The sequence below is a fragment of the Chryseobacterium sp. SIMBA_029 genome (genome assembly GCF_046535275.1).
Taxonomy (GTDB): Bacteria; Bacteroidota; Bacteroidia; order Flavobacteriales; family Weeksellaceae; genus Chryseobacterium.
The window spans coordinates 287,785-303,911 of sequence record NZ_JAWRXA010000006.1 but is presented as its reverse complement, the minus strand read 5'-3'; the positions used below and the strand labels follow the sequence as shown (position 1 = coordinate 303,911).

Annotated in this window: 19 protein-coding genes and 1 pseudogene; 14 read left to right on the top strand and 6 right to left on the bottom strand. The window is 37.9% G+C overall.

Annotation, left to right across the window (positions count from 1 at the left end; genetic code table 11):
- Positions 1 to 104: 104 nt before the first annotated feature.
- The 3 genes from SB679_RS13300 to SB679_RS13290 all read left to right on the top strand — a co-directional run bounded on the left by SB679_RS13300 (position 105) and on the right by SB679_RS13290 (position 2,733).
- Positions 105 to 1,280: an aspartate aminotransferase family protein gene (locus SB679_RS13300; RefSeq protein WP_410702797.1), complete on the top strand. Its 1,176-nt coding sequence runs from the start codon at positions 105 to 107 to the stop codon at positions 1,278 to 1,280.
- A 178-nt stretch (positions 1,281 to 1,458) separates the two neighbouring features.
- Positions 1,459 to 1,845, top strand: coding sequence for an START-like domain-containing protein (locus SB679_RS13295; RefSeq protein ID WP_034709946.1), 387 nt, complete (start codon positions 1,459 to 1,461; stop codon positions 1,843 to 1,845).
- Positions 1,846 to 1,923: 78 nt separating this feature from the next.
- The gene (locus SB679_RS13290) at positions 1,924 to 2,733 is read left to right on the top strand and encodes an aminotransferase class IV (protein ID WP_410702796.1); all 810 of its coding nucleotides are present in this window, start codon (positions 1,924 to 1,926) and stop codon (positions 2,731 to 2,733) included.
- A gap of 80 nt (positions 2,734 to 2,813) precedes the next feature.
- Here SB679_RS13290 and SB679_RS13285 read toward each other — a convergent pair whose 3' ends face one another.
- The gene (locus SB679_RS13285; protein WP_410702795.1) at positions 2,814 to 3,395 is read right to left on the bottom strand and encodes an N-acetylmuramoyl-L-alanine amidase family protein; all 582 of its coding nucleotides are present in this window, start codon (positions 3,393 to 3,395) and stop codon (positions 2,814 to 2,816) included.
- A gap of 110 nt (positions 3,396 to 3,505) precedes the next feature.
- Positions 3,506 to 4,054, bottom strand: coding sequence for a YqgE/AlgH family protein (locus SB679_RS13280; protein WP_410702794.1), 549 nt, complete (start codon positions 4,052 to 4,054; stop codon positions 3,506 to 3,508).
- 24 nt (positions 4,055 to 4,078) lie between these two features.
- Between SB679_RS13280 and pdxH the strand changes: the two genes are divergently transcribed.
- Positions 4,079 to 4,723, top strand: coding sequence for a pyridoxamine 5'-phosphate oxidase (gene pdxH, locus SB679_RS13275; protein ID WP_410702793.1), 645 nt, complete (start codon positions 4,079 to 4,081; stop codon positions 4,721 to 4,723).
- 91 nt (positions 4,724 to 4,814) lie between these two features.
- Here pdxH and SB679_RS13270 read toward each other — a convergent pair whose 3' ends face one another.
- Positions 4,815 to 5,105: an HU family DNA-binding protein gene (locus tag SB679_RS13270; protein WP_034709951.1), complete on the bottom strand. Its 291-nt coding sequence runs from the start codon at positions 5,103 to 5,105 to the stop codon at positions 4,815 to 4,817.
- Positions 5,106 to 5,502: 397 nt separating this feature from the next.
- Here SB679_RS13270 and panD point away from each other — a divergent pair, with 397 nt between their 5' ends.
- The 10 genes and pseudogenes from panD to SB679_RS13220 all read left to right on the top strand — a co-directional run bounded on the left by panD (position 5,503) and on the right by SB679_RS13220 (position 13,597).
- Positions 5,503 to 5,853, top strand: coding sequence for an aspartate 1-decarboxylase (panD, locus tag SB679_RS13265; protein ID WP_034709952.1), 351 nt, complete (start codon positions 5,503 to 5,505; stop codon positions 5,851 to 5,853).
- Positions 5,854 to 5,856: 3 nt separating this feature from the next.
- Positions 5,857 to 6,885 (top strand): lysylphosphatidylglycerol synthase transmembrane domain-containing protein, encoded by a 1,029-nt coding sequence (locus SB679_RS13260; protein ID WP_410702792.1) that lies wholly within the window; start codon positions 5,857 to 5,859, stop codon positions 6,883 to 6,885.
- Between the two features lie 176 nt (positions 6,886 to 7,061).
- Positions 7,062 to 7,637 carry a TerD family protein gene (locus tag SB679_RS13255; RefSeq protein ID WP_410702791.1) on the top strand — a complete coding sequence of 192 codons (576 nt, stop codon included), beginning with the start codon at positions 7,062 to 7,064 and terminating at the stop codon, positions 7,635 to 7,637.
- Positions 7,638 to 7,663: 26 nt separating this feature from the next.
- Positions 7,664 to 8,335, top strand: a complete 672-nt coding sequence (locus SB679_RS13250; protein ID WP_034709955.1) for a TerD family protein — start codon at positions 7,664 to 7,666, stop codon at positions 8,333 to 8,335.
- Positions 8,336 to 8,974, top strand: a complete 639-nt coding sequence (locus SB679_RS13245; RefSeq protein WP_410702790.1) for a vWA domain-containing protein — start codon at positions 8,336 to 8,338, stop codon at positions 8,972 to 8,974.
- The gene (locus SB679_RS13240; RefSeq protein WP_410702789.1) at positions 8,974 to 9,612 is read left to right on the top strand and encodes a vWA domain-containing protein; all 639 of its coding nucleotides are present in this window, start codon (positions 8,974 to 8,976) and stop codon (positions 9,610 to 9,612) included. The genes SB679_RS13245 and SB679_RS13240 overlap by 1 nt, the downstream gene beginning before the upstream one ends.
- Positions 9,613 to 9,636: 24 nt before the next feature.
- Positions 9,637 to 10,680 (top strand): TerY-C metal binding domain-containing protein, encoded by a 1,044-nt coding sequence (locus tag SB679_RS13235; RefSeq protein WP_410702788.1) that lies wholly within the window; start codon positions 9,637 to 9,639, stop codon positions 10,678 to 10,680.
- A pseudogene (locus tag SB679_RS13230) lies at positions 10,680 to 11,939 on the top strand (PP2C family serine/threonine-protein phosphatase); the annotation flags it as partial. The gene SB679_RS13235 and the pseudogene SB679_RS13230, both read left to right, overlap by 1 nt.
- Positions 11,917 to 11,976 (top strand): hypothetical protein, encoded by a 60-nt coding sequence (locus SB679_RS13225; RefSeq protein WP_410702857.1) that lies wholly within the window; start codon positions 11,917 to 11,919, stop codon positions 11,974 to 11,976. The pseudogene SB679_RS13230 and the gene SB679_RS13225, both read left to right, overlap by 23 nt.
- 109 nt (positions 11,977 to 12,085) lie before the next feature.
- Positions 12,086 to 13,597: a helix-hairpin-helix domain-containing protein gene (locus SB679_RS13220; protein WP_410702787.1), complete on the top strand. Its 1,512-nt coding sequence runs from the start codon at positions 12,086 to 12,088 to the stop codon at positions 13,595 to 13,597.
- 169 nt (positions 13,598 to 13,766) lie between these two features.
- On the opposite strand, the gene SB679_RS13215 is transcribed toward SB679_RS13220, so the two are convergent.
- Genes SB679_RS13215 through tyrS form a run of 3 tightly spaced genes read right to left on the bottom strand, consistent with a single transcriptional unit; the run spans position 13,767 to position 16,013 of the window.
- The gene (locus tag SB679_RS13215; protein ID WP_410702786.1) at positions 13,767 to 14,207 is read right to left on the bottom strand and encodes a GNAT family N-acetyltransferase; all 441 of its coding nucleotides are present in this window, start codon (positions 14,205 to 14,207) and stop codon (positions 13,767 to 13,769) included.
- A 31-nt stretch (positions 14,208 to 14,238) separates the two neighbouring features.
- Positions 14,239 to 14,760, bottom strand: coding sequence for a 3'-5' exoribonuclease domain-containing protein (locus SB679_RS13210; protein WP_410702785.1), 522 nt, complete (start codon positions 14,758 to 14,760; stop codon positions 14,239 to 14,241).
- A gap of 53 nt (positions 14,761 to 14,813) precedes the next feature.
- Positions 14,814 to 16,013 (bottom strand): tyrosine--tRNA ligase, encoded by a 1,200-nt coding sequence (gene tyrS / locus SB679_RS13205; RefSeq protein WP_410702784.1) that lies wholly within the window; start codon positions 16,011 to 16,013, stop codon positions 14,814 to 14,816.
- Positions 16,014 to 16,127: the final 114 nt, after the last annotated feature.

Below are 16,127 nucleotides of genomic sequence, written 5' to 3'. Positions count from 1 at the left end.
TGCCCCTAATTTTTTATTAAGGGCAATTTTTTTATTCTAGCAGGATAATTTCGGCATGTAATGAATGTTTTATAGCTTTGCTGAAATTTTTCACAATAATGGAAATGCAGAAAGACTTTTTTATATATCAGGCACAGACCACACAATTTGCAGCAGGTTTTGAAGTTGAAAAGGCTTCAGGAAGCTATATTTATGGCACAGACGGTAGAAAATATCTCGATTTTGTGGCAGGAGTTTCTGCCAATACATTGGGGCATTCCCATCCTAAAATTGTAGAGGCTATTAAAGAACAGGCAGATAAATACCTTCATGTAATGGTATATGGCGAATATGCTCAGGAAAAGCCGGTTGCACTATGCCGTTTGTTGGCCGAAGCGACTCCGGATCCGCTTGAAATTACCTACTTAGTGAACAGTGGAGCAGAAGCTATCGATGGAAGTCTGAAACTTGCCAAAAGGTACACCGGAAGAGAAGAGATCGTTTCATTCAAAGATTCCTATCATGGAAATACCCATGGTGCATTAAGCGTTTCCGGAAACGAAACCCATAAAAGGGAATTCCGTCCGTTGCTGCCTATGATTTCTTTCATTGAATTCAATAATGAGAATGATTTTGACAAGATTACTGAAAAAACAGCATGTGTTATCCTGGAAACGATTCAGGGAGCCGCGGGTTTTCTGGTTCCCAACCATGATTATCTGATTAAGCTGAAAAAGAGATGCGAAGAAGTAGGAGCTCTTTTAATTTTAGATGAAATACAGCCGGGATTCGGAAGAACGGGGAAACTGTTTTCTTTTGAGCATTTTGGGATCGTTCCCGATATTTTGGTGATGGGTAAAGGAATGGGTGGGGGAGTTCCCGTTGGAGCTTTTATGAGCTCCCGTGAAATCATGAGTACCTTATCTCATTCTCCTAAATTAGGCCACATTACTACTTTTGGCGGAAACCCTTTAATTGCAGCATCCAGCTACGCAACACTGAAAGAAGTGTTGGAGAGCGGTCTGATGAATGAAGTACAGGAAAAAGAAAATCTTTTCAGGGAGCTGTTGGTTCATCCGAAAATTAAAAATATCAACGGAATGGGGCTGATGCTTGCCGTAAACCTTGGTTCTCCTGAATACACCCTGGAAGTTGCCAAAAAATGCATGGAAAAAGGCCTGATCGTTTTCTGGCAGTTATACAGAAATGAATATTTAAGAATCTCTCCGCCGCTTACCCTTTCTCTTGATGAAATCAGAGAAGGGTGCCGGATTATTCTCGAGGTACTGAATGAAAACTAATATAAAAATCTCTTCCGTCTCGGAGGAGATTTTTTATGCATGACATCTTATTTTTTCTTTTAAAATCGAGGTTTGGCAGCCGTGACAAATATCATGAAGATTGTACAAAAAAATACACCCATTTTTGTGTAATAAAAAAATTAATTTATATATTGCGGGACGATAAAACAAAGATTATATGGCTAAACATAAAGTCCATTACGAATTTCCAATGCATTGTCTATCAGAGATTTTATATGAATATCTGGCGACTGCAGAGGGTTTGTCTGAATGGTTTGCGGATGAGGTAGTAGAGAAAGGGGACGATTTCTTTTTTAGTTGGGGCGGAGGTCCTGCTGAGAAGGCCACTTTGATTAGATATAAGCCTGAAGGTTTCGTTCGTTTCAGATGGGAAGAAGATGAAGGAACAAAACATTTCTTTGAAATGACCATCACTATAGATGATATTACAGAAGACTTAGCTTTAAATATCACAGATTTCTGTGAAGAAGGAGATGAGGAAGAAAATGCCATGTATTGGGAAAACCTTATCGAAAACCTTAGAATAAAATTGGGTGCGGCATAATGTCGGGCTGTATGAAATGGTAAAACTGATGAACGATTTATCGTTCATTATTTTTTTATAATTAAATCAGATAGAAAATTGGAAGATCAATATTTTACATCAGGCCAGTTCAATGCAAAGAATAGAGCATTTCTTGTGGGAGATGCGGTAAAGGTTTCCTTTTTTATAAAGGATGCTCAACTTATCATGGATGAAGAATGCTATTTCTTCTTAATGGCTTCCATGAGAAAAATGAGAATGAATATTCCATTAACCTATACCCTGGAATTTTTCCAGTCACTCTTTCAAAAAGACGTTATAGAAGGAAAAGGAATTAAAGAAGGAATCATTAATTTTCAGGTATTCAGAAATTCTGATGGAATGACGCTGTCCAAATCATCAATTTCGTATTTCTATGAAGTGGAAGAAAAAGAAGATGTTCTGGCGTTACATCCAAGACCTTTGGAACTAGATCTGATCAAAGAAATCAACGTCAATAACAATTTACTCAGCAATATCAGGGTTCACAGTCCGGAAAATATCTATGGCAGCATTTATGCCCAGGAAAATGATCTGGATGATGTTATTCTTCTTAACCCCAATAAAAGAATTGCGCGTTCTACTTCTGGAAATTTATTGTTTCTGGAAGGGGATATTATAAAAGTTCCCAAGCAGTCTGAAGGAGCGTACATTTCTCCTTTACTGGAAAATTTTGTCACTTTTCTGCATAAAAATAACCTTGCCGATATCCAGGAACACGAAATTATTGCATTTGAATCTCAGAAGGCCGAAGAAATTTTAATGATTTCTGATGAGAAAGGCATATTTTCTGTAGGTAAGATAAGAAATAAAACTTTTGAATGTTCTCGTTTTCTTGAATTGATCGAAAGCTGGAAGCGAAGTTTTTAAATTGACAAACCCGGTAAACAACATAATACTACAGTCCTTTACCGGGTTTTATTCTGAATAGATCAGAACTTGTTTTTTATTTAATATTCTTTGATAACCTCAATGAATTTTTTTGCGATTTCCTGTTGTCCCTTTTCACTCGTCATATACCGTCTATCTTCAGTATTATTTACAAATCCAAGTTCCACCAATACCGTAGGTGATTGTGATTCTCTCAACATATGAAGATTGCGTTCCTCAATTTTTCGGACATTAAACTTTTTGGAAATTTTTTCAGCTAATTTTCGTGAACTGTCGGAATTTTGTACGAAAATTTCAGTTCCTTTATCTGGGGTTTCCTCTTTAGGATTGCTGTTGACGTGAAGTGAAATCACCATTTCAGGTTTAAGATCGTTAATCTTTGCTGTTCTGTCGGCCAGAATGATATCATCATCTGAACCTCTCGTTAAAATAACTTCGTATTTATCCTGAGTTGTATTGATTTTTTCAATTTCATGGGCAATATGCAAAGTAATATCTTTCTCTACAGTATCCTGGTAGACTGCTCCCATATCATTACCACCGTGTCCGGCATCAATGACAATATATTTCTTGTTAACAGGGGTGAAAGATAAAAATGCTGTAGAAAAGGCTGATAAAGCAATAAGTTTAATTCCTTTCATTTTTCAGTGATTTTGGTTTGTCAAATAACGGGAATTCTTTCTATAAAATTGGTTAACAGAATCTTAAAGTTTGTTAATGTTATTTCACGTCGGATTGAATAGGATTCCTATTAATTCATAGAAGTATCTTCTGGTGAATTTGCCCACAGCAGGTATTCCCCGCCGAGATTCTGCATGATAGACTTCCAAAGCGTCTGATCATTAGGAAGGGTGTAATCCAGATTATAGATATCAACCACTGTCCACATTTTCCGTTGAATCTCATTTTCCAGCTGAAGCGAAGACCACCCGGAATAGCCTGAGAATATTTTTACATTTTGGATATCCAATTCACCGCTTAAAACTGAACTGATAATATTTTCTATGTCTTCCGTCACATAAAAATCGTTGCTGATATCAGTATACAATTCAGTTACTTTCTTTCCTTTGGCAATAAAAAACACTTTTTCATTTTCTACTGGCCCACCATCATATACCTCTATTTTGAAGTCAAAAAAATTTCTGAATTTGCCGCTCATTTGATTGTTTTTCTTGTTTAAAATTAAACCAAATGCACCCGCTTCATTATGCTCAATGATCAATACGACCGATCGGGAAAAAATATCACCGGAAATGTCAGGTGTGGAAATTAATATTTTACCTTTGTATGAGTAATTCATACTCAAATTTAATAAAAAATATTTATGGAAAACCTGCACGACCACAGAAAAGTGTACGAGAAATCCCAACTTATTGAAAGTGAGATAAAACAGAATCCGATAGAGCAATTCCGAGATTGGTTTATGGACGCCAGTGAAAATCCTGCTATTTCTGAATCCAATGCAATGGCAGTTTCTACGGTAGAGGAAGACGGCTGTCCAAGGACAAGAATGGTTTTACTCAAAGCCTATACGCATGAAGGATTCATCTTCTATACGAACTATGACAGCAGAAAAGGAAAAGCCATAGAAAAAAATCATAAAGCATGTCTTCATTTTTTCTGGCCCAGTCTTGAAAGGCAGATTATTATCAAAGCAGATCTAGAGAAGATTGCTGAAAATCTTAGTGACGGCTATTTTCATTCAAGACCAAAAGGAAGTCAGCTTGGGGCAGCTGTTTCTCCGCAGAGTCAGGTAATTCCTAATAAGGAATTTTTGGAGGTGAAATTAAAAGAACTCGAACAGAAATACGAGAACAGTGAGGTTCCAAGACCTGAAAACTGGGGCGGATATATAGCAAAACCGTATGAAATTGAATTCTGGCAGGGCAGACCTAATAGATTACACGATAGAATTATCTATGAACTGGTAGACGGTCTGGATTGGAAAATTTCCAGGTTAGCACCCTAATCATTTTCTCCGATTATAGTCCTGTACTAAGGATTTACGCATAAAAAAACCTCATCCATGGATGAGGTTTGAATTTTTATAATCTGAATGATTATTTTTTCTTCACTCCAGAAACTGCGTTGGATAGATCAGCGCCAGCTTTGAATTTAGCAACTTTTTTAGCAGCAATTTTAATTGGTTTTTTAGTTGCAGGATTGATTCCTTGTCTAGCTGCTCTCTCAGCTACTGAGAAAGTACCGAATCCTACTAAAGAAACTTTTCCGTCTTTTTTCTTTAAAGTAGAAGTTACGTTAGAAATAAAGGATTCTAAAGCAGACTTAGCTGCAACTTTAGTGATTCCTGCGTCTTTTGCGATTGCGTCGATTAATTCAGACTTGTTCATAATTTTTAATATTAAGTTAGTTCGTAATTATAGCAAATATAATAATATTTTGTAATTGTGCAATTTATTTATTAAAACTTGTATAATTTTTTTGATTTTGAGTTAAATTGGTTAAAATATGATAATTTGACTTTTCACGTAAAACCTACGTTAGGCGTTACTAAAATCATGCCAAATGCTTATGTGTATTGACTTTAGCAAAAAATGGATATTATTTTCTGTATTTATTAAATCCTGAATTACGTACAAAGTATTAATGTTTTTAAGGATATGGTTACTGATTTTATAACCAGAATTAATTTTTTTTACTTTTAATAAAATTAAAGTACTGTGTTTCTGTTAGTTTAAAATCATTTTAAAAGCCTGTTTTATTAATTTTTATTAATAAATTTGCAGCATGTTAATAGAAGTTTTCAAGTCTAAGATCCATAGGGTAAGGGTTACGGCCTCAGACCTTAATTACATTGGGAGTATAACGATAGATGAAGACCTTATAGAGGCAGCCGGTCTGGTAGTCGGAGAAAGGGTCTATATTGTGAATGTGAATAACGGTGAGCGTTTTGACACCTACGTTATTAAAGGAAAGAGAAAATCAGGAGAAGTTTGCCTGAACGGTCCTGCAGCCAGGAAAGTTCAGAGAGACGACATCATCATCATCATTGCCTATGCACAGATGACTCCCGAAGAAGCTCAGGTTTTCCAGCCGAAAATCGTTTTTCCGGATGAAAAAACAAACCTTCTTACCTAATACATGGAGAAAAAATCAACGAATCCTTTACAATCAATACTAACAATAGTAATATCGCTTGCTTTTGCAGGCTTTTTTTTATGGCTTGCTTTAAGAGGTCTTGATTTTAAGGTAATCCAGAAATCATTGGCAAAAGCCAACTATCTTTGGGTTCTGTTTGCTTCGGTATTTGGGATTCTCGCTTATTGGTTCAGGGCCATACGCTGGAATTTGATGCTGGAACCTATGGGGCACCGCATTTCTAGTTCCAATGCGCTTTGGTCAATTTCATTTGGCTATTTAATGAATCTTACCATTCCCCGAAGCGGTGAAGTGGCAAGAGCTACAGCTTTGTACGGAGTAGAAAAAGTGCCGGTGGACAAATCTTTTGGAACGATTATCCTGGAAAGAGTGGTGGATCTGATGTGTATGGGAGGTTTCTTAGGATTAACCTTGATTTTTAAATATGAAGCAATTTTATCATTTTATAAAAACTCAGGGGTAAATGTAAGCCCAACTAAAATTATAATCATCCTTTTTATATTGATAGTAGGAACAGCTCTGTTTTTTATTTTTAAAAAGAGGTTGGCTGGGGTTCCTTTTTTAGGTAAAATTATCGGTTTTATCGATGGTATTTTCTTAGGATTGACCTCTATTTTCAAACTAAAAGAAAAAGGGAAATTCATCCTGTATACCATAGGAATCTGGGTTTGCTATTATTTTGCAGCCTATCTGGTGTGTTTCGCCCTTCCTGAAACCTCGAATTTTACTTTTGCAGACGGCTTTTTTATCATTGTGGTAGGTACTTTAGGAATGATTATTCCTGCAAGTGGCGGCATCGGAGCCTTTAACCTGGCTATGAAGTATGGTTTTATGGCTTTATTTCTGTCAATGGGTAAAAGTGCTGAGTTTGGTGGAGAAATGGGCCTTACCTATTCATTTATATCACTTCCATTGCAGATTTGCATTATGCTGGTGATGGGACTTATTTCTATTCCCATGCTGGCAAGAGCGAGAAATAAAGCGGTATCGCAGCAGGAACATCAGCATTAAAATCAAAAATAAATATACTCTATACAGTCCAATTTTTTAATTGGACTTTTTTGTTGGATGCAATCAATAATTATTACGGAAAACCGTAATGAGTGCATTATTTTTTATAAATAAATTTGGCCAGTTCATAAATCAAATTTATCTTAAGGCAAAAATAAATTTATAATATAAGCACTATGGCAATTAATTTACAGAAAGGCCAGAAAATTGATCTGGGTCTGACGAAAATGACAATAGGATTGGGCTGGGACCCAAATGAAGGAACAGGCCACGATTTTGATCTTGATGCGTCTGCCATCATGATTGATTCTGACAGAAAGTTAGTGAGTGAAGAATGTTTTGTCTTTTATAATAATCTGAATTCTCCGGACGGAGCCCTGACGCACACCGGTGACGATCCCAACGGGAAAAACAGCGATGGAGATGATGATGAAGCAATTATCGTTGACCTGGAAAAAGTAGATTCCAGAGTAGAAGAAATTCTGTTTGTGGTAACGATTGAAGATTTTGAAAGAAGAAAGCAAAACTTCGGACAGGTGAGAAATTCTTACATCCGCATCGTAGACAACCATACCAACCAGGAAATTGCTAAATACGAACTGGATGAAGATTTTTCCATTGAAACGGGAGTAGAATTCGGAAGACTGTACAAAAGAAACGGAAGCTGGAAATTCGAAGCTTCAGGAATCGGTTACAGGGCCGACCTGTCATTCTTTCTGGAAAAATATTACAAAGGTCCTATCATTAAATAAAAAAACACTAATACAAAATAATAACTATGGCAATTAATTTACAGAAAGGTCAGACGATTGATTTAAGAAAAAATGACCGTGGGGAAAATGTTTATGACCTCTCTAAAGTAACGATCGGTTTAGGATGGGATGTAAGGAAACAAGGTGGGTTTTTAGGAAAACTATTCAGTAAAGAAGCTGAATATGACCTTGATGCCATTGCATTTTTATTAGATGCTAACGGCAAAGTAGCCAACCTTGGAAGAACGGGACAGACCAGTGACGGAAGACAGGTTGCCTTGTATCAGGGAGATGTTATCTATTTTAATTCTATGCAGCATCCAAGCGGAAATGTTTGGCTGACAGGAGATAACAGAACCGGTGCCGGAGATGGTGATGATGAACAGATCATCGTTAAACTGGATCAGCTGGACCAGGCTTATCAGAAAATCGTATTTGTAGTTTCCATTTATCTGGGAAGAAAAAATAATCAGCATTTCGGAATGATCGACAATGCATTTATCAGAGCAGTAGACGCCAAAGGAAAAGAAATCACCAAGTACAGTCTTTCAGGAGATTCAAGTATGAATGGGATGTGTTCTATGGTTTTTGCTGAAGCCTACCGTCATAACAACGACTGGAAATTCCGCGCTGTTGGAGAACCGCATTCCACTGATAATTTTATAGACCTTTTAAAACAATACACATATACAAGATAGATGAGAAGACTTCCAGTTTATTTATTATTAGATACTTCGGGTTCCATGACCGGAGAACCTATTGAAGCCGTGAAAAATGGAGTACAGATGATGATGCATTCATTAAGACAGATGCCTCAGGCTTTGGAAACGGCGTACATCAGTATCATTACTTTTGATACTGATGCCAAACAGATCATCCCGTTAACGGATCTGGCAAGTTTTCAAATGGTGGATATTAAAGCGTCTGGTGTCACTTCTTTTGGAGGTGCACTCGCTTTATTAGCAGATAAAGTACAGACAGAGGTGAGTAAAACCACCCTGGAACAGAAAGGAGACTGGAAACCGATGACGTTCATTATGACCGATGGGGTTCCAACTGACGACTGGCAGGCAGGTTTTGATAAATTGAAAGCTGTTTACAAAGGATTCCTTGTAGGTTGTGCGGTAGGCGGAAGTGCCGATTCTTCTATCTTGAAACAGATCACCAACGAAGTGGTGAGCTTGCAGAATGCAGATTCTGAAAGTATTGCCCAGTTTTTCAAATGGGTTACCGCTTCGATTTCCACGACTTCTACTAAGCTGGAAGAATCAGGGAAGGAAGTATTCGGTCTTGATCAGCTGCCTCCTCCTCCGTCGGAATTAACATTCGTTTCATAATGAACAGGCGATTGCCGGCTTACTTTCTGCTGGATACTTCAGGTTCCATGAAGGGTGAGCCTATACAGGCATTAAATAACGGTTTTAACGGGCTTATAAGCACGCTTAGGGCAGATCCGCAGGCGATGGATACACTGCATATCAGTGTCATTACTTTTGACCGCGAGGTTAAGAATATTATTCCCTTAATAGATCTGGCCAGTTTTCATCCGATGGAAATTACCTGCCCGGAAAGTGGGCCTACCCATACGGGAGAAGGCTTGGAAATGGTTGCTGACCTTGTTCAGCGGGAACTGGTAAAAGGTTCTCTTGACAGAAAAGGAGACTGGAAGCCGCTTCTTTTTATTTTTACAGATGGTAAACCTTCAGATCTTCAAAAATACAGACAGATGATTCCAATCATAAAAAATCTGGAATTTGGAGTGATTGTAGGTTGTGCAGCGGGTCCTAAAGCGGACGAGACTTTTTTAAGAGAACTTACCGATCATGTGGTAAAGCTGGATGCAACGGATGCCGTTACTCTTTCTTCATTCTTTAAGTGGGTGAGTTCTTCCATTACGATGGGAGGAAAAACACAGGGAACCGGCGAAAGTATGACCTTACCGCCACCACCGTCTGAGCTTAATATTATCGTCTAATAACTTTTGTACTTAAACTAAACCATGAGAAGATTACCCATTTATTTTTTGGTCGATATCTCAGAATCTATGGTAGGAGAGCCTATCGAGCAGGTTCAGGATGGTATTGCTACCATTATTAAAGAATTAAAAAAAGATCCTTATTCATTAGAAACCGTTTGGATTTCTATCATTGGATTTGCAGGAGAATCAGAAGTCATTACCCCTCTTCAGGATATCATATCATTCTATCCGCCTAAAATTCCTATCGGAAGCGGAACGTCTTTGTCTAAAGGACTGTTTACGGTAATGGATTGTATCGATAAGGAAGTGGTAAAAACAACCTACGAAAGAAAGGGCGACTGGAAACCTATAGTTTTCCTGTTTACAGACGGAATTCCAACCGATGATGCTACAACAGCAATTGACCGATGGAATAAAAACTACAACGGAAAAGCCAATACTATTGCGGTTTCTATAGGAGATAATACCAACTATAAATTATTAGGATCGCTGTCTAACAACGTTCTTTTGTTTAAAAATACCGATGAAAATTCTTACCGGGAATTTTTCAAATGGGTAACCGATTCTATTAAAACTACCAGTCAGAGCGTCAGTGAAGCGCATAAAGAAGGAATTAATCTGTCTAAAATAGATTCTATTATTTTGGAAAAAGTAAATCCCGAAATGCAGCAAAGGTTTCCGGATAACAACTTTGTGGTTCTGAACGGAAAATGTTCCGAAACGAAGAAACTGTACCTGATTAAATTTAAAAAAGCGCTTACAGATTCAGGGATTGAGGGGATGTCTACGAGATATTACCGACTGGATGGTGCTTACAAAATTGAAGAAAATTCCTATTTGAGACTTTCATCTTCACAGAAGAGCAATCTCAAGATTTCAATAGAAGAATTGCAGGGCGGAGCTTCCTGTCCGCACTGTGCGAATCCAATTGCGTTGGCGACCTGCTCCTGTGGCGGTATCCATTGTCTGAAAGGTGAAGGACACAGTACCTGCCCTTGGTGCGGTACTTCAGATTATTACGGATTTTCAAGTGAAGGATTTGATATTAACAGAACACTGGGGTAATGATGGAGAATGATATTAAAGACATCTTAAAAGATACGATCCACCTGGAAGGAAAAATGGCAGACAAAGTGGTTTCTAAGCTTATTAACAACGCGAATGTTCATAAACAGCTGCAGCGTATTTCAAATGCAAAACAAAACATTATGCAGGAAGCTACGATTTATAAAGAAAAAGAAGAGTTTAAGGAAGCTCATTTCATGATAAAAAATGCCAATTCCAAACAGGCATATGAATATAGTTTTGACATGGAAAAGTTTCCGAATATCAAAATAAAAAATATCAGAAACCTTGAGCCTATCGGGTTGGTATTTGAGAATAATACGATTAAGGGAACTCCGGTGATCAACAATACTTTTGATCTGGATATTGAGTTTTTTCATGTGAATGATGAGCAGAATGTAGAGATGAAAACCGTTCAGCTTTTTGTAAATGCAGATCCGAAAGATCTCTGGAAAAACATTGCAAGCCCGTTGAATGCCATTTTTTATAAACCCGAAGAAGCTGTTTACAAAGGAAAATTTTTAGATAAAAAAATTGTTATTGCTTCCAAAAGAGGCCGTTCTCATGCTCATGAAGGAACATTCAGAGATGATGATTTTGCGTTGAGTGAGCTGCCTTCAGCCTGGAGTATTATTGCGGTGTCGGATGGTGCTGGTTCTGCAAAAAAGGCAAGATATGGCTCTCAGCTTTCTACAGAAGCTGTCCGGAATTTTTTCAACAATGAAGAGGTGATGAATGAGATTGAAAACAATGTTAAGACTATTTATACAGAGAAGGAAGAAGTTCCGGAAACCGACGCGGAGGGTAATACGACAGATACAAAGATGGTCGCAAAACAAAATATTATCAGACTGCTGTACAAAGGAGCTTTGCATATTTATAACCTCCTGCAGAAAACAGCGGACGAACATTCTTTCTCCATAAAAGATCTGCATGCAACCCTGATTTTTTCGCTTGCTAAAAAATTCGATTTTGGATATGTAATCCTGACTTTTGGAGTAGGGGACTGCCCGATTAATCTTATCAATCCTGATTTTTCAGAAGTGAAGCTCCTGAACCAGATGGATGTGGGTGAATTTGGCGGCGGAACCCGTTTTATCACCATGAAGGAAATTTTTAACGATCCGCAGATCAGCTCGCGCTTTGGAATCAACTGTGTTCCAGATTTTTCACATCTTATCCTTATGACTGACGGGATTTACGATCCAAAGTTTGTGACAGAAAACAAACTGGAAAATGTGGAAAGCTGGAAAGCATTTTTTCATGACCTTGATGGAAACAATGAAGACGGGATAAAAGTGGACTTTACCAATGATGAAACCATCGATCAGCAATTGCTGGAATGGACAGATTTCTGGAGCAAAGGGAATCACGACGACCGAACATTGGCTATAATTTATTAAGCATGAAAAAAACAGTTAAGGTTTCTTCCGTTTTAGATACTGCCAAAAGTTATGAATATGTAGAAGGAAATCCTGTGCAGGGAGGGGTGAAAGATGTGTATTTTTCTCCTGACAGAAGCTATGTTGTGGCATTTTACAGGGCTCCGCTGGAAGTGGATCAGAAAGAGAGAATTAAGAGGATTGTGACCACTTATCTCACGAATATAAAAGGCGGTAATGCTTCGGATTATTTTCTGAATGATATTTTCAGATGGCCTTATGATATTGTTCAAAAAGACAATTTAACCGGGATTATTGTTCCGATTTATCATAAAAAATTCTTTTTCGCCAAAGGCTATGTAGGCTCTGATATTATCCTGGGCGGTGATAAAGTAGGAAAATGGTTTACCGCTCCTATGTTTAGAAATCAACAGTATCCGTTGCGGCTTGATAAGGCAGAATTGGGAGACTGGCTGAGTTATTTCCAGATTGCGGTGAACATCAGCAGAGGAGTTAAGAAACTTCATCAGATGGGTCTTGCGCATTCGGATTTGTCTTACAATAATATTTTGGTGGATCCTGTTACGAAGTCTGCCTGTATCATCGATATCGATGGGTTGGTGGTTCCTAATTTATTTCCGCCAGAAGTAATTGGAACGGCTGATTTTATAGCACCTGAGGTATTGAAGACAAAACATTTGAATATCAAAGATTCCAACAGGCAGCTTCCTAATCAAAAAACAGATTTGCATGCCCTGGCAGTGCTTATTTATATGTATTTGCTGAGAAGACATCCTTTAAAAGGAGGTAAAATCTGGGATCTGGATACAATGAAGGACGATCTGCTTTCCATGGGTGAAAAGGCAATGTTTGTAGAACATCCTACCGATACGACCAACCGTGTGAAGCTGGATCATCTTAAAAAATGGGATGCTTTTTGGGGGGATCCTAAAAAAATACCTTATACGGCGACCGGACCCTATTTATCAGAGCTATTTAAAAGAGCGTTTGTAGATGGTCTTCATAATCCTATTCTTCGTCCGATTGCCAACGAATGGGAGACGGCACTGATGAAAACGGTAGATCTGATCCAGCCGTGCCAGAATCCGTCATGTAATGAAAAATGGTATGTGTTTGACAACAGCAACACACCGAAATGTCCATTCTGTGGAACTCTGCATAGCGGGACACTTCCCATTCTGGATCTCTATTATAAATTTAAAGATGATGTCTGGAAACCTGAAAACCACAGGCTGATGGTTTATCATAATCAATACCTGTTTAAATGGCATGTGTCCAAAAAAGTAATTAGAAATGAAAACCTTACGGCAGAAGATAAAAAACCGGTAGGCTATTTTACTTTTCATCAGGGCAAATGGGTTTTAGTGAATCAAAGTCTTCCCAATATGAAAGATGTTACGGAAGGAAAGGAGATCCCACCCAATACCATGGTAGAACTCACCGAGGGTAAAAAAATATTACTGTCCAACGAAGAAGGCGGCCGGTTGATTTATGTTACGCTTGCAAATAAATAGGAGTTTGTTTTTGGTTGATGGTTGACTGTTGTTGGTGGAATTTGTGATTAAGATGCAGAATATGGCGTTAAATTTTGGATAAAGCCGGATGGTTTTATATATAAATAAGCGGGTTAAAACTCGCTTCTATTGATGGATAGAATTATATTTCTTTGTTCATCAAAACTACCTATCTATCAGAAAAACTCATAAAATAAGAATGCTCATCTTCTCCCACCGCTTTAAATCCCAGGCTGGAATATAAATGTTGGGCTTTGTTGCTTTTCAAAACACTTAATGACACCTTCTTCCCTGCTGATGAAGCTTCCTCAAGAATAGACTGTAAAATAGTTTTTCCCAGTCCTTTACCTTGTTGACCAGGATCTATCTGAAGCTGAAGCACCTCAATCGGATCTTTGCTTCTGTCGATTTTTAATAATCCTACCGGTTCATTGTTGAAAAGGATAATATTCGCTTTTTCAAACTGATACAATACTCTTTGTAGAGTGGAGGCTCTGTCGGTGGGAAGACTGGAATTGGTATAGTGCTCATTCATTGTTTTAGTCCTTAGATCCAGTAAAAAATCGATGTCGTTTTCAGAGGCTTTTCTATAATGTATTTCAGTGTTCATTTTGATGTTGGTTTAAAAATTAAGAGAATCTCTACTTCAGCCCGATTTTCAGTCCCATTTCTTTTTTCATATGAAGCAGTACCTCTGCATTTCCTTTGGCATCATCCACCGGGTGGTGGGTGTGCTCTGTTTTTCGGAGATGTTTCCACTGGGCAAACGTATCTTTTTCTAAACCGCAGTACAGGTCAGATAGTCTTCTTGAAGAGTATCCAAAAGGATTTCTTTTAATAAAATGATGAAAGTACCAGCAGATGAACATCCAGTCGAAACCATTGTTATCACTGATGAAAATAGGTCTTCCTTTAGAATGTGTTTTGATCCAGTCTTCAAATTGAAGCATCACAGTTTCAGGATCATCAAAATCCATCGTTTCGTCCCTGCTGAAACCGGAAACTGCCAGAGCATCAGGATTGAAATTTTCTGAAATGGGTTTCAGTTTTCCATAGAAAGTGGTATCCAGCTCTTCATTCACCAGAACCGCTCCAAAACAGATCATTGAAAAGTCTCCGGGAATCGGGCCGTCCGATTCTATATCCACCATGATGTAGCTCATTGTTTTTCTTTATTGAACGAATATATTAAAAATTATTACTGAAATCGTCTTATTTATAGAAGTTCGAAAAATGCTCTTTTTCCAATCTTTATTTTAGTTTGTGGAATTAATTCTATCAAAGCATCCGGATCAGTCATTTTTATAGTATCGATCTGGACGCCGCCGTTTTCTATCAATCTTCGTACCGCTGATTTGCTGAGGTCATTTTTAAGCCGATGACAGAGGTCAATTAATGATAAACGATGATCATCATGAGATAAAGAAGTAATAAAAGCCGGTTCAAAAACTTGCTCTTCAATATTTTTACTTTGAAACTGATTGCTGAAAAATATTTCCGCAAGATCTGCTGCTGCCTCATCATGGTATTGTCTGATGATGTTTTTTGCGATCAGCTTCTTTATGTTCATCGGATTTTCGCCGTTTTCTATTTTTAGCAGTATACTTTTCTTTTCTTCTACGGAAAAATCGGTGGTCAGATCAATAAACTCTTCAATCAAGGTATCTGGAATAGACATGGTTTTTCCAAACATTTCATTAGGTTCATCAGTAAGACCAATGGTATTATTCAGCGATTTACTCATTTTCTCTTTTCCATCCAACCCTTTTAATAAAGGCATACAGATCACAATTTGTGGGGATTTTTTATGACTTTCCTGCAGCTGGCGTCCCATGGTACAGTTGAAAAGCTGGTCGGTGCCGCCCATTTCAATATCGCATTCAATTTTTACAGAATCAAAGCCCTGTAAAATAGGGTATACCAGTTCGTGCATGGCGATTGGTGTATTATCCGTAAATCTTTTATTAAAATCATTTCTGTGCATGAGCTGGGCAACGGTAACTTTTGACATCAGCTGAATGACTTCAGAAAAGCTTAATGCATCCAGCCAGTCGGAATTAAAAACAATTTTTGTTTTTTCAATATCGATAACCTTTGAAAGCTGGCTGATGTAGGTTTGCGCATTGTGCTGCACCTCTTCTGTACTCAACGGTTTCCGGGCTTTATTTTTTCCTGTGGGATCCCCGATTCTGGCGGTAAAACTGCCCACCACAATGATGACCTCATGTCCGAGATCCTGAAACTGTTTCAGTTTTTTAAGGACTACCGCATGGCCCAGATGCAGATCCGGAGCAGTAGGATCAAACCCCAACTTGATTTTCAGTTTTCGATGTTCTTCTTTTGCCTGTTTTAGTTTTTGTTCTAACCCGTTTTCAGGCAGAATGAGGGTTGTGTTTAATTGTAATGTGTTGATCATTGAATAAGATTTTAGAATTAAAAAAAGCCCGGACAATCCTGTCCGGGCTCTATACTATTGTAGATTATTATATACTAAATAATAGCGATAGAAAGTCTTCCCGAACGATAGGCC